This is a genomic window from Polaromonas sp. P4_F4 (assembly GCF_056401355.1).
Map to the genome: position 1 here is coordinate 1 of NZ_JBFUJO010000049.1, position 13,436 is coordinate 13,436.

The 13,436-nt window shown below is 53.2% G+C and carries 13 protein-coding genes; all 13 read right to left on the minus strand.

Annotated elements, in window-relative coordinates:
* Positions 1–79: 79 nt before the first annotated feature.
* On the minus strand, positions 80–1,186 hold the full coding sequence (locus tag AC1DUR_RS25345) for an MraY family glycosyltransferase (protein WP_477722335.1): 1,107 nt from the start codon (positions 1,184–1,186) through the stop codon (positions 80–82).
* A 141-nt stretch (positions 1,187–1,327) separates the two neighbouring features.
* Positions 1,328–2,128 (minus strand): glycosyltransferase, encoded by an 801-nt coding sequence (locus tag AC1DUR_RS25350; protein WP_477722336.1) that lies wholly within the window; start codon positions 2,126–2,128, stop codon positions 1,328–1,330.
* A complete protein-coding gene (locus AC1DUR_RS25355) occupies positions 2,079–3,056 on the minus strand; it encodes a glycosyltransferase family 2 protein (protein ID WP_477722337.1) in 978 nt (325 codons plus the stop codon). Before AC1DUR_RS25355 ends, AC1DUR_RS25350 begins: the two co-directional genes overlap by 50 nt.
* Before the next feature lie 68 nt (positions 3,057–3,124).
* Positions 3,125–4,912, minus strand: coding sequence for a glycosyltransferase family 2 protein (locus AC1DUR_RS25360; protein ID WP_477722338.1), 1,788 nt, complete (start codon positions 4,910–4,912; stop codon positions 3,125–3,127).
* Positions 4,913–5,323: 411 nt separating this feature from the next.
* The gene (locus tag AC1DUR_RS25365) at positions 5,324–6,259 is read right to left on the minus strand and encodes a glycosyltransferase family 2 protein (RefSeq protein ID WP_477722339.1); all 936 of its coding nucleotides are present in this window, start codon (positions 6,257–6,259) and stop codon (positions 5,324–5,326) included.
* On the minus strand, positions 6,252–6,659 hold the full coding sequence (locus tag AC1DUR_RS25370) for a GtrA family protein (RefSeq protein ID WP_477722340.1): 408 nt from the start codon (positions 6,657–6,659) through the stop codon (positions 6,252–6,254). The genes AC1DUR_RS25365 and AC1DUR_RS25370 overlap by 8 nt, the downstream gene beginning before the upstream one ends.
* The gene (locus AC1DUR_RS25375) at positions 6,656–7,576 is read right to left on the minus strand and encodes a transketolase family protein (protein ID WP_477722341.1); all 921 of its coding nucleotides are present in this window, start codon (positions 7,574–7,576) and stop codon (positions 6,656–6,658) included. Before AC1DUR_RS25375 ends, AC1DUR_RS25370 begins: the two co-directional genes overlap by 4 nt.
* Positions 7,576–8,379, minus strand: a complete 804-nt coding sequence (locus AC1DUR_RS25380) for a transketolase (protein ID WP_477722342.1) — start codon at positions 8,377–8,379, stop codon at positions 7,576–7,578. The genes AC1DUR_RS25375 and AC1DUR_RS25380 overlap by 1 nt, the downstream gene beginning before the upstream one ends.
* Positions 8,366–9,481: an NAD-dependent epimerase/dehydratase family protein gene (locus AC1DUR_RS25385; RefSeq protein ID WP_477722343.1), complete on the minus strand. Its 1,116-nt coding sequence runs from the start codon at positions 9,479–9,481 to the stop codon at positions 8,366–8,368. The genes AC1DUR_RS25380 and AC1DUR_RS25385 overlap by 14 nt, the downstream gene beginning before the upstream one ends.
* Before the next feature lie 5 nt (positions 9,482–9,486).
* Positions 9,487–10,812, minus strand: a complete 1,326-nt coding sequence (gene rfbH, locus AC1DUR_RS25390) for a lipopolysaccharide biosynthesis protein RfbH (RefSeq protein ID WP_477722344.1) — start codon at positions 10,810–10,812, stop codon at positions 9,487–9,489.
* An 8-nt stretch (positions 10,813–10,820) separates the two neighbouring features.
* On the minus strand, positions 10,821–11,912 hold the full coding sequence (gene rfbG, locus AC1DUR_RS25395) for a CDP-glucose 4,6-dehydratase (RefSeq protein ID WP_477722345.1): 1,092 nt from the start codon (positions 11,910–11,912) through the stop codon (positions 10,821–10,823).
* Positions 11,894–12,667, minus strand: coding sequence for a glucose-1-phosphate cytidylyltransferase (gene rfbF, locus AC1DUR_RS25400; RefSeq protein WP_477722346.1), 774 nt, complete (start codon positions 12,665–12,667; stop codon positions 11,894–11,896). The genes rfbG and rfbF overlap by 19 nt, the downstream gene beginning before the upstream one ends.
* Positions 12,664–13,436, minus strand: a 773-nt coding sequence (locus AC1DUR_RS25405) for a hypothetical protein (RefSeq protein ID WP_477722347.1), incomplete at its 5' end; no start/stop codon positions are given. The genes rfbF and AC1DUR_RS25405, both read right to left, overlap by 4 nt.

The window sequence follows — 13,436 nt, forward strand, 5'->3', positions numbered from 1 at the left end:
GGGTAGCTGCTTGGCACCGTTCTTTTTGCGCACCGGCAGCCGCGGGCGAGTTTTACAGCAATGCCTTGCCGCTCATGCCTTAACGGCGGCGCACCCAGTGCGGCACCTTGAAGCGGATGATGGCCACATAAGCGACCACATAACTCACCACAAACAAGGCACAAAACCCCATCAGCACCAGCGTGTTGCTCCAGAACAGTACCGCTGGCACCACCGAGAGCACGGTAAAGCTCCACAAATAGGGCGATGTACGGTTGTTGCGCATCAGCATGCGCCGCGAGGCGTCGTCATCAAACACGCCCCGCACAATGCGCCGGTAAATCAGCTGGTGAAAATGCAGCGCATCAGCCACCCCCGGCGAGACGCCACGCGCCAGCTTGCGGTAGATGGAGAAAACAGTCTCCCACACCGGGTAGATCAGCAACAGCATCGGAAACCACGGCGACACCTGCTCGTGCCGCTGCACCAGCAAAATACTGGCCACGGCAATCACCAGCCCCCACAAGTAGGCGCCTCCGTCACCGGCAAAAATAAGCCCGCGCGGGTAGTTCCAGAATAAAAACCCGGCCGTGGCCCCGGCCAGGCAAATCACCATGGCGGCCAGTTGCCTGTCAGCCAACTGCAATGCCACGTGGGCAATCGCCACGCACACCAGCAGCGCAACGGTGCCCGCCAGGCCGTTGTACCCGTCAATGATGTTAAAGGCGTGCGGCAAGCCGCAGATGGCAAAAAACGCCAGTGCAATGCCCGCCCAAGGCATGGCCAGCAACCAACCATCTACCCCAGGCAAGCCCAGCCTGTTAATTGAAAGCCCCAGCAATCCACACGCCAATGCGGCAGACATGGCGGTCAAGCCAAGCCGGTAGCGCACTGAAAGGCGCTGCGTCACATCCTCATAAACGCCGCCCATCACGGCCGGAAGCACCAAAACGACCCAAGGCCAAGCAAACGCCCAGTTAACCTCAATGTTCAGACGAATCCCAAAAGCGCCGGCCAGCGCGGCCACCAGCCACCCCGCAGCCACGCCTGCCAAAACGCCCACACCGCCCACCCGCGGCACATCGCCCGCATGAAAACGCTGGGGCTTGGCCTCGTCATAGCGCTTCGCGTGACCGCGCGCCATGCGGATAAAAAACACCGCCGACACCAGCGACACGAAAAAACTGCAGAATAAAAGAATTAGCATGATTTGTTATTACTCCCCTTGCTATGGATTATCTACACCTCCAAAGATAGGAGAAAACGCTAGCGGCCTCGCCAACCACCAGAAAAAAGCCCGGTGAAGCCCGCGGCACATGCGCAAAAACCAAAGGGGGAGCCCATCCCATCAATCAACAATTTCCCGTTTGTACTCTCTGTAAGACCCGGAACTCCACAAGCGCAACAGGCTGCGCACATGCCAAGCCAGGTGCCCCGGGCTTTTGAGAGTACTACGCCGGGTGTGGTGAATCACTTTTGCATCCGCACGCGCCAGGTGGTAACCAGCGAGTTGCATGCGCAGACAAATATCCACGTCCTCACAGTACATAAAGTAACGCTCATCAAAACCACCAAGCTCGCGAAACACCGATGACTTGAAAACCATGAATGCCCCACTGACCCAGTGAACAGGTTTATTGGGTTGCGGCCGGTAGCGTTGGCCAACCAAATGGCGCTGTGCAATAGCGAAGGGGCTGACCAGCTCACGCTCAAAGTCCAGCAATGCATTTCCCCCATCAACTTGCAATGGATAGGCAAGCCCCACCTTATCAGCAGAAAGTGCCGCAACAAGGTGAGAAAATGGATCACTTGCAAACTCAATATCTGGATTGAGTACGCAAAAAAACTCTGTATCGCATTGCTTGAATGCCTGATTATGGTTAGCGCCAAACCCCCGAGCTTGCACGTTGTCAGTGCGTTGCACGTCAAAAGGCAATCCTTCAGCAGGCATATTCGAAAAATCATCCAAAGAAGGATCGTTGCTTGTAATCACCACTCGTGACACCCAAGAGCAGCCTGAAGCCGCCAGCGAGTCAATCATAGAGCGCACCAAACCACTATGGCCATGGCTAACGACCGATACGGTGACTGATTTCTGATTATTTACTTGCATGTACAGGTTTTTCGCCAGCCACATTGATAAGGCCATGCCAGCATCCGTACAGCATGGCTTTCATCGCCTCCCATTTGCTGCCACCGATGGAAATTCCTATTACAAATTTACCTGGAATTCTGATGGCATCTTGCAATTTCCATAATAGCGGAACGTGCTTCATTCTATAAAGCAATATTCTGTTCCGCATAATATAGTAAAGTCTGGTGCTGTTATGTTGGATTACAACTTTCTTGCCCAAAATTCTAAGATGCCAAGGTGCTTGAATATGCGTGTCGCCGAGTTGGTGTGAAAGTATCGCATCAGGAATTCCAACCAAACACCATCCCATATACCGCGCACGCAAGCACCACTCCAAATCGACATTGTCAATAAAGAGACGCTCATTCATTGCACCAATTTGTTGAAGTGCCTCCAAAGATATCAGGCATCCCGATGTAATCAAGCAATCGGTAAAAATAAACTCTTCATCTATTGATTTAGGGACTGGCTTGTTGCGAGGAAATCCCACACGCCAAAACGGCGTAAAAGTGGCGCCACGAGAATCAAGGAAGTTCGGACCTGCAGCAGCCACTCGGTATTTCTGTTGGGACTGCGTTAATCCGGCCATTAGTTTCTCAACCATCCCGTCTTGCGGAATACTGTCTTGGTCCATCAAAAGCACATGGGTAGCACCTATCTCCCTTGCTTTCAAGATACCGACATTGAGGCCCTTGGCTAAACCCACATTTTCGCCCAAACGTATTGGTGTAACAAAGTCAGTGTCTTCTTCTGCCTGGTCCCGCCTTTCAACCGGCGTGTTGTCAACGAGCACCACATGAGAGACCTGCTTGCGCAACTGAATTATTTGCGAGGCAAGACCCTTTTCTTCAGGAAAGTACGTCACCACCACAGCGATTACTACTGCATTACCTGGCTCAGTTTGCATTGTGTTCTGTGTAACGACACAGCCTGATTGGATCATTCGAATTGATCCAGATGTCTTCAATAGCAATAACGAACATCACTCCCTCTTCTTGGCAAAAGCCCGTGCTAAATCTTGGAAAGAAGTAGATGATGCGTTACCCTCCTGCGGATATGCGGATTGAATTTCATGGGTAGTTTGATGTCCCATTTGGTGCTGTGGGTGGCTAGATTCGGGTTGTAATAGGGATCTCCCTGATCAAGGAAATCACGCCATCTCTTGGTAAACAAGGCGGAATCTTCCGGATGCGGGTCTTCATGACTCTTGCCCCGGGTATAGGACTCATGGTGAATCAACGCCGCATGGGGGCAGAACACGACGCGGTAGCCCGCCTCCCGTGTTCTCAGGCACAGATCCACATCACCAAAACCCACCGCCAAGGCCTCGTCGAAACCGCCAATACGCTCAAAGGCGTCACGCCGCATGAGCGCACACGCTGCAGTAACTGCAGAAACTTCGTGATTCGTAATCAAGGTCCCGTGATAGCCGGGATGAATGCTGCCATCAGGCAGTCGCTCGTCCATAAACTTCGCGTAGTGTTCCGCGATTCCGAACATGCCGACGCAAACGCCCGCATGCTGGAATGTCTTGCCGCCCGGGTAGAACAATTTCGCACCCACCATACCCACGTCCGGTTTCTGGCAAAGCTCAATCATTCGTTCCAGCCAGCCCGCTTCTGTAGCCTCGATATCGTTGTTGCAGAACAGGTAGTGGGTATACACCGCCTCCAACTGCTTCACTGCCCAATTGTTAATGGCGGAAAAGTTGAAAGGTCCCTCGTACCTCAAGACTCGATGCCGGCCATTCAACTGCTGGAAGTAGGCCAGCGTTTCCGGATCGGTGGATGCGTGGTCAATGACCAAAATATCGTACGGAACCCCAGTCACGGTGCGTTCAATACTTTCGACGCATTGTCGAACCAGTTCACCATGGTTCTTGGTCGGAATGATGATGGCCACACGTTGACCAGGTTCGATCGGGTAACGCACTTCATAGAAATTGAAAAGCAGGCCATCTTTGACATCCCCCTGCTCGCCGCAACGCTCCAGATGCCTGATCAGCACTTGGCGAGAGGTCTCCGCTACCTCGCCTTGCATCTCGTGGCTGGTTGAGTCAGAGCGCTGTCGCCGCAGGTAAAGGATCTCCGGAATATGCACAATAACCCGCGCTTTTTCACTTGCCCGAAGAATCAGATCGTAGTCCTGGGAAATAGCCAGGGAAGCATCCAGACCGCCTAATTCCTTCAGCAAATCCGTTTTGAACGCAACCAGGTGAACGATATAGGGGTAGGAGCGCAACATCTCCAGAGAAAAGGCAGGCCGATATACGTGGTTAATGACTTTCTCGCCATTTTCCGACAGAGTTGCCTCATCAGAGTAGATCATGTCGGGATCGTCGGCCACGATGCTTTCCGCCAACCTAAACAAGGCCTGCTTCTCAAGAAGGTCATCTTGCCCAAGCAGCACCACAAAGCTCCCAGTTGCCATGGCCAGCGCACCATTAGTTGCTTTGGCAATACCGCCGTTGATATCACTGAATTCCACCCGTATACGACTATCCCGAGCGGCGTATTCTCGCAAGGTTTGGCATGATTCGTCTTGAGTTGCAACTACGATGCATAGCTCCCAGTCGGGATAAAGCTGAGTGAGGACCGAGTCGATCGTCTCGCGCAACCGTTCCGCAGGCGTGCTGAAAACCGGCATGAGAATGGAAATTAGCGGCCACCGCTGCATTTTTCCGATACGGTCCCTAATGTCCGCCTCCACATTTGGCGTGATGGTCTTCCGATATCGGAGCCAGATATCCCCAAAGCTCACTTCACTCGGAAGCTGAAGCAATAAGTGCTTGACTGCCAATAGCCCACCTCGATCCCACGCAGACAACATGCGGATGAAAGTAGGTCGGATTTTACGAGGATCGCACCATAATGGTACAAGGCATCCGATCAATACTCGAAATTGATTAATGTAACGACTGATCCGATGAATAGGCGCAAATAACTGTCGGCTTGTGGAATTCAGAATTTTCTCCGTCGAAGCGTTATCTGGACCCCGATGCGATCTTGCACCAAAAAACGCTCTGCAAGCAAAAATGAAGCTTACAGTTCAAACACGGGATAATTATCATTACTTTATGAGGTCAATCTAGGCTAGATTAACGTGCCCAGGAAAACAGGTGACACGATGGATATTTTTTGCGGGATCCATTGATTGCGATTTAAGGTTATTAAATTTTTACAGTCCGAAGATCCGAGTTATCAATAAATGCTAGTCATCAAAGTTTACTCGCTCCATTTCGACTACCAATGGCAGCCCTCTAACGCGCGTGTAGATTGCGCCAATGTATTCTCCCAGCAACCCAATAAAAAGCATCTGTACGGAAGCGAAAAAAAACATGCCCATTAATATCGGCGCAATACCCAAAGAAAATGAATTCCAAAAAAGTAACTTCGCGATGAAAACGCCCACCGCAACCATCATACTAGCAATGGAAAGCGCAAATCCTCCCAATGTCATTAGCCTTAAAGGTATCTTGGAGTGGTTAGTAATTCCAAGCATTGCAATGTCATACAACGTGTAGAAATTATTTTTTGTGATCCCACGCTTACGCTTCGGCTGTTTGAAAGGGACCGTGGCTATAGGAAATCCAATTTCACAAACCAATCCCCGGAAGTAGGGGTAAGGATCTTCAATTTTTCTCAAGATATCTACTACTACCTTATCGAAAAGCCCTGCTCCAGTGGCGTTTCGCACTAAGGGCACATCGGAGATGCGAGCGATCATCCGGTAATAAATCGAGCGAACCATAAACATCGCACGAGATTCTTCGCTATCTGGTTTGGTTGCCAGCACCGTCTTGAAACCTGCCTCCCACTTGACGGCAAAGTCCGCAATCATTTCCGGTGGATCTTGTAAGTCGGAGGCTATAAGAATGCATGCGTCACCCGACGATTGCAAGATGCCATGAAACGGTGACCGTATGTGCCCGAAGTTCCGGGCATTAACGATAAGCTTTACCCGATGATCGGTCGCTGCGAGCGCTCKGATCAAGTTGACTGTGCCATCGGTGGAATGGTTATCGATGAAGATGTGCTCGTAGTCATATGGCAAGGTCGCCATGATGGTCGCAATGCGCGTCGCGAGTTCTTTAATATTGCCTTCTTCATTAAAGCAGGGGGTAACGATACTGATGAGCTTAGCCATGGACAAATACAAACTTCTTGTTTAGAAAATAGGACAGTGCTGCAACGGGCAACAGCAGCACCGCGCCACTTATATAGCCGCTCCAACCCAGTTGGGAAAGAGCCTTGAGGCCAGCCACATTGACCGTATAGACGGCCAAATACACGCCAACGAACCGCAACAGCAAGTGGTTGGCACCGGAACGAAAAACCAATCGCCCCGTGGTCATGAAGTTGAACAGAATACCGATGACGGTAGCGATCAGAAGAGCCAACGCATAGTGCAATCCGAGATAAAGCAGGAGCACAAAGCAGCCATAGCCGAACAGCGTGTTCAACAGCCCGATCACGAGGAACCGAACGAACTGCATTTCGCCCAGGCGTCGAAAAAGGCTACCGCTGCTGTGACGGCCAATTGTCATGCCCTAACACCCTTTTGCGCCAGCCTAGCCTGCAGACTTTGCAGATCCAGGCCGTGCTCTTTCAGCAGATAGTTGTAGCTGCCACACCTTTCGGAGAAACGTCCTTCGCTTCCCAGGCGAATGACGCGTGCCCGAGCACCCGGAATCTCTGCGACTATCTCGGCGACGAGACCCCCCAATCCGGCGGCCGCAGAGTGCTCCTCGAGCACAACCAGCGTTTCTGTCTGCTGTGCAATTGATTCGATCTGTGCCCGATTGATCGGCGCAATGGAAGGCGCACTCCACACTGACAAACCGTCCAAAAACTCCCTCAAAGCGAGCGCAGTCTGCACCATAGAACCTGTCGCGATGATGCTAATGTGCTTGTTCGATCCGCTTTGCAGCTGAATCAGATCTCCTATCGGAGCACTGATTGCTTGCTTATGGACATCACCCAAGTCAGCCTTACCCATGCGAACGTACACCGGCCCGGTAAATTGCAGAGCGTGTGTCATCACGTATTGCATTTCATGGTCGTCAGCGGGCGACAAAATATCGATGTGAGGAACGGCGCGGAGTGCAGCAATGTCTTCAGTCGACTGATGGCTGCTGCCGAGGCTGCTGTAAACGACGCCGGCACCATCCCCGATGAACACCACCGGCAGCTGCTCGTAGCAAACATCCAATTTGATCTGCTCCAACACTCGAATCGGCACAAAGGCGCTCAGTCCATAGACTATCGGTCGAAAGCCCGCCTTCGCCAGACCCGCCGCCACGCCAACCATGTTTTGTTCGGCCACACCCGCATTGATGAACTGTTCGGGTGTCGTGCGGCGGAAGTCGTCGAACAAGGCATAGCCGTGATCACCGGTAAGCAGCAGCACGCGAGGGTCTTGCTGCGCTGCGGCGACGATGTTTCGCGAAAACGTGGATCTCATTATTGCTTTTCCAGTTCTGCCATAGCCCGCTCGTAAGTGTCCGGCACTAAGCGCGTGTAATGCCAAAGATTTTCGTGCTCCATGAACGAGACCCCTTTGCCTTTGACGGTACGGGCCACAAGACCTTTGGGTCGACCATTGCGCGTAGCCTGGAGTTTCTTGAACGTGTTGTCCAGCGCGACCTCATCGTGGCCGTCAACAACCACAGTTTCCAAGCCAAAGGATTCGAGCTTTTTGGCGATGTCACCTAGATCCATGACATCCTCTGTGCGCCCCATTGCCTGAAAGCCGTTTGCGTCAATGACGACAAAAAGATTGTCGAGCTTGCGATGGCTAGCCATCAGTAGCGCTTCCCAGATCGAACCTTCATTCATCTCACCGTCGCCGACGATCACATAACAGCGTTGGTCAGTCTTTGACAGTTTGGCGGCAAGCGCAAGACCAACACCCACCGACAAACCGTGCCCGAGAGAGCCGGACGTTACCTCGCATCCCGGGACGTGCGCGTCTGAAAGGCCTTTGAGCCGCGTGCCATCGCCAAAGTAGTTATCGATATCGCTATCAGTAAGCCAACCGAGTTCGTGCAAACAGGCGTACTGCGCCATGACACCGTGCCCCTTGCTAAGCACAAAGTAATCGCGGCCGGGCGACCCCGGGACACCCTCTGGGTAACGCAAATGATTGCGGTAAAGCACCGCGCAGATTTCCGTGATGGAAAACGCACAACCGATATGCACAGTCGATCCGGCATAGGCCATCCGCACAACAGTTCGACGCAATGCGGCCGAGCTAAATTTTTGCATTCTCTACCCCTGGAGTTTCTGATCGAGTAAGGTTGCGACTGTCGCCCACCCATGCCATGGTCCGCTTCAAGGCGGATCTCAAGTCGGTGTACTGATCAAGTCCCAGTTCCGCCTTTGCCTTGCCAGTCGCAGGCACATAGCGCGCCGCCAGTGCGGAGCCCGCTGGACGTGCACCCACCGACACTCGTGCCTCACCATAAGCAAGTTGAGACACCTGTTCGGCCAGCTCACGGATGCTGACCGGTTGCTCCGAGCCCACGTTGTAAGCCTCGCCCGACTTGCCCTGTGTCAACAGCGTAAGTAGCCATACGGCCATGTCGGCACCGTACAAATATGAGCGATACGTTGAACCGTCTCCTGTCAGCATCATAGGCTTGCCTACAAGCGCATTACCGATAAAGTTCCCAATGGCGAACTGGGCGTCCAACGGCAGGTAAGGGCCTATTAATGCGAACAGTCGCGCACTGACAACGTCAATGCCCTGTCGCTTGGCATCGCTAAACACCATCCATTCCGACACCCGCTTGGCATGGCCATAAGCCGCCGCCGCGCTGGTGATGTCCGGCGCCCCACCAAAACTCTCCGGCATGCAGGCCATCTCTGGCGGCTGGGGCCCGTAGACGGCACCAGAACTCACATACAGGAACCGTTGCGCCTTCGAACGGTCGGAGAGTGCCAACGCCTGACGCGTTCCGCCCACGATCGCGTCATAAACGGCCAGCGGATCTTGATTAGGGATCGCCACGTCCGTCGCAGCATGGATCATCATGCCGAAACTGCCGTCGACGTTCCGCAGGTCAGACATGTCGCCCTGCACCAGCGTGACAGATGGATCCATCGCCAGATGAGGGGCCTTCAGTTTAAAAGCCTCCGGTCGGCGCGAGAGAACGTCAAGCTTGAGAGCGAGATCAAAACGCCGATTGGCCCACAACAGGGCCTCGAGCAGCCAGCAACCCACAAAGCCCGTGCCACCTGTGATAAACAATCGCTGACCTTGTAACGCCCTCCAGACGTCTGCAGGCGTCTGGAGCCCGATGAGCGCCAGATCATCTTCCGGCACGCCAGCGCGTTGTTCGAGGGCGGGCATTTCAACGCGCTGCATTAGGCTCATTCGAAGTTGACGCCGAGGTATGTCTCGATTTTACTCGCGGCAAACTCCAGCATCGTCGGCGTCAGCGCAGGCTGCACACCAATCCAGAAAGTGTTGTTCATCACATTGTCGGTATTGGTCAGGTCGCCACTGATACGGTAGTTAGCCCCCTTCATGTAGGGCTGGCGCGTCAGGTTGCCGGCAAACAGTAAGCGGGTGCCGACTTTGTTCTGATCCAGGTAAGTCAACAAGTCCAGCCGCGTCACCGGGCAATTTTCTTTCAACGTTATTGGGAAACCGAACCAGGATGGGTCGGAATGCTCGGTTGGCTCGGGGAGATTCACAAATTCTTCGCAATCCTYCAGGCGTTTTTTCAGGAAGGCATAGTTGTCCTTGCGGGCCTGGATGAATTGAGGCGCCTTGTCCAACTGGGCCAAGCCACAGGCCGCCTGCATATCGGTGATTTTGAGGTTGTAGCCCAAGTGGCCGTAGGTGTACTTGTGGTCGTAGCCGTATGGCAGATCACCCAGCTCCTGGCAAAAGCGTTTGCCACAGGTGTTGTCTTTGCCGGGCTGGCAATAACAATCTCGCCCCCAGTCGCGAAAACTCTCAGCAATGGTTTTGAGTTCGTCGTTGTTGGTAAATACAGCGCCGCCCTCGCCCATCGTGATATGGTGCGCCGGGTAAAAGCTCAAGGTGGCGATGTCGCCAAAAGTGCCCACCATCTGGCCGCGGTAGGTGGTGCCCAGTGCATCACAGCAGTCTTCTACCAGCCACAGCTTGTGCTTCTTGCACAGAGCCGTGACCACATCGAGGTTAAAAGGGTTGCCCAGCGAGTGAGCCAGCATAATGGCCTTGGTCTTGGGGCCAATAGCCGCTTCGATCTTGCTGGCGTCGATGTTGTGCGTCAAACGGTCCACATCCACAAACACCGGCACCGCACCAAACTGCAGGATGGGGTTGACGGTGGTTGGAAAGCCGGCGGCCACACCGATGACCTCATCGCCCGGCTTGATGGCCCTGTCGCCCAGCTTTGGGGAGGTCAGGGTGCTGAATGCTACGAGGTTGGCCGACGAGCCAGAGTTGACGGTGATCAGGTGCTTGATGCCAATGAAAGCTGCGAGCCTTTTTTCGAATTCGGTGTTGAAGCGGCCTGTGGTGAGCCAGCCGTCGAGAGATGCCTCGACCATATTTTTGAGCTCTTCAGCGTCTAGCAGCTTGCCCGAAGGCGGGACCGCGGTAACGCCTGGAAAAAATGGCTCGGTCGCCAGCGCAAGCGTAGCGTACTCATCCACCAGCTTGGCGATCTGTCCTCGGATGGTTTGGGTCTTGTCATTTTGCATAGTGTTGATCAGATGTTGGTCAATGTTTGATAGGCGTGTATCTGGGCCAAGGTCAGCTTGCGGATGTCCGCGCCTGCCTGGCGCTGCTTGGACCAGTCAATAATGAGCTTCAAGGCATCATTCAGACGCAGCGCCGGGTGCCAATCGAGGCGGTTGCGCGCCTTGGAGATATCCAGTTTCAGGTAGTTGGCTTCGTGGGGGTGATCGCCGGTGTCAATTTTCCACTGGGCATCATTACCCCACATCTCGGCCATTTTCTCGACAATCCAGCCAACCGGCTTGGCGTCTTCATCGTTGGGGCCAAAGTTCCAGCCCTCGGCATAACTGGGGCCGTGTTCGTAGAGGCGTTCTGCCAGCGTGAGGTAGCCGCGCAAGGGCTCCAATACATGTTGCCAGGGACGAATGGCATGGGGATTGCGAATGTTGACGAGATTGCTTTGCTCAAAAGCGGCGAGGACATCGGGAATCAGGCGATCTTGCGCCCAGTCACCGCCGCCGATAACGTTGCCAGCCCGAGCGGTAGCCAGGGCAACGCCATGTTGCGCATGGCTGTTGGCATTGAAGAACGACGAACGATAAGCGGAGCTGAGCAGTTCTGCACATCCCTTGCTGTTGCTATAGGGGTCATAGCCGCCCATAGGCTCGTTTTCACGATAGCCCCAAGCCCATTCGCGGTTTTCATAGCATTTGTCTGTGGTGATGTTGACCACGGCCTTCACGCCCGGCGTGTTGCGCACAGCTTCGAGCAAATGCACTGTGCCCATGACGTTGGTGGAGTAGGTTTCGACCGGCTCAATATAGGAATAGCGCACAAGCGGCTGAGCGGCCATGTGCATAACGATCTCGGGGCTGTGCTCAGCGAAGGTCGCCTGCAATTTGGTCAGGTCACGGATATCACCGAGGATACTCGTCATACCATTGCCGACCTCGGCAACTTCGAACAAGCTCGGACTGGTCGGTGGAGCCAGTGCATAACCCACGACCTGCGCACCCAGAGATTGCAACCAGAGCGACAGCCAGCTTCCCTTGAAACCGGTGTGTCCGGTCAGCAGGACGCGCTTGCCCTTCCAGAATGCCGGATTCAAGACCACACCTTCCATGGCGCTTTGCCGGATTGCCACAACTCCTCGAGGTGCATCTTGTCGCGCAAGGTGTCCATCGGCTGCCAAAAGCCATGGTGCGGGAACGCAGCCAAATCTCCCTCCTCAGCCAAACGTTCCAATGGACCACGCTCCCAGATCGTATGGTCATCAGCGATGAAGTCGAGGACCTTCGGCGATAGCACAAAGAAGCCGCCGTTGATCATGGCGCCATCGCCTTTGGGCTTTTCCATGAAACTGCTGACCTTGTTTCCCTCGATGTCCAGAGCACCGAAGCGCCCTGGCGGAATGGTTGCTGTCAATGTGGCTTTAACGTTTTGGGTCTTATGGAAAGCGATCAGCTCGGTGATATTGATATCGCTCACGCCATCGCCATAGGTTAAACAAAAAGACTCTTCCTCCTTGACGTAGTCCGCCACCCGTTTCAGTCGACCGCCGGTCATGGTGTCCTCGCCCGTGTCCACCAGGGTCACCTTCCACGGCTCAGCGCTTCGCTGGTGCACTTCCATACTGTTTTTGCTCATGTCAAAAGTGACATCAGACATATGCAGAAAGTAGTTGGCGAAATATTCCTTGATGACATAGCCCTTGTAACCGCAGCAGATCACGAAGTCGTTGATTCCGTGGTGCGAATAAGTCTTCATGATGTGCCAAAGGATGGGCTTGCCACCGATCTCTATCATCGGTTTTGGACGAGTAGAGGTTTCTTCGGTGATCCGAGTGCCGAGACCACCGGCCAGAATGACTGCTTTCATTGATGCCTCTTTTTGAGTTCTAGTATGGAAATAAAGGTGAACATTGAAAGAGCGGTCGTTGTGTAGAAAAGCAACCTAGCATCCGCAGCATTTCCAAAAATGACAAGGCCGCCAAAATAAAGAACAGCTGATAAAAATATAGCCAAATGACCTGCCGTTAATGCTCTAGCCCAAACCAAGTAGAGCAAAGAACCGATTGAGAGGAGGTACAAAAACCAGGGCTTAAAAAAAGGCAGTTCGGAAGCATGAACTATGTAAGTAACAGTTGAATCACGAATTGAAGATTCGGGCAAAAGATAGCCGTATTCATTTTTATCAACTGATGGCGCCGTAATTAGGAATTGAACCCCTTTGTTCGCACCAATTAAATACTTTGTCAAATGAACCTTATGGGTAAAAAAGCAAACCGGATGATGAATCGCGACATTCAGCCATACTTTGTCGATTCCAGCATCGACACCCACTCTGTCCAGCAAACCTTTAGACAGGTTTATATGCCTTGGGTCATACCCACTCCTTATCTCAGCAAGCGATAGATTAGGAGCCACATCGGCGAAAAGATTGTTACCCACGCACAGGCTCGCACCAGCCACATCAAGAACTCGCACAGCACGAATAAAAAAATCATTACTGTTGCTCAGCTTCTCAAAACCAGGAAGAGAATAATTATCCAGTTGGGTTTTCGCGAGAAAAACCACACCAGTCAGCGTCGATCCTAGAAAAAATATGGCCAGCCATAAGCGCGAGGATGATTTTAGTACTCGCGAAC

Coding starts and splice junctions, on each gene's coding strand:
- AC1DUR_RS25385 (WP_477722343.1), bottom strand. CDS start 9,481: ATGCAGCGCGTTGAAATGCCCGCCCTCGAACAACGCGCTGGCGTGCCG.
- rfbG (WP_477722345.1), bottom strand. CDS start 11,912: ATGGAAGGTGTGGTCTTGAATCCGGCATTCTGGAAGGGCAAGCGCGTC.
- AC1DUR_RS25380 (WP_477722342.1), bottom strand. CDS start 8,379: ATGCAAAAATTTAGCTCGGCCGCATTGCGTCGAACTGTTGTGCGGATG.
- AC1DUR_RS25375 (WP_477722341.1), bottom strand. CDS start 7,576: ATGAGATCCACGTTTTCGCGAAACATCGTCGCCGCAGCGCAGCAAGAC.
- AC1DUR_RS25370 (WP_477722340.1), bottom strand. CDS start 6,659: ATGACAATTGGCCGTCACAGCAGCGGTAGCCTTTTTCGACGCCTGGGC.
- AC1DUR_RS25355 (WP_477722337.1), bottom strand. CDS start 3,056: ATGATCCAATCAGGCTGTGTCGTTACACAGAACACAATGCAAACTGAG.
- AC1DUR_RS25345 (WP_477722335.1), bottom strand. CDS start 1,186: ATGCTAATTCTTTTATTCTGCAGTTTTTTCGTGTCGCTGGTGTCGGCG.
- rfbF (WP_477722346.1), bottom strand. CDS start 12,667: ATGAAAGCAGTCATTCTGGCCGGTGGTCTCGGCACTCGGATCACCGAA.
- AC1DUR_RS25350 (WP_477722336.1), bottom strand. CDS start 2,128: ATGGCCTTATCAATGTGGCTGGCGAAAAACCTGTACATGCAAGTAAAT.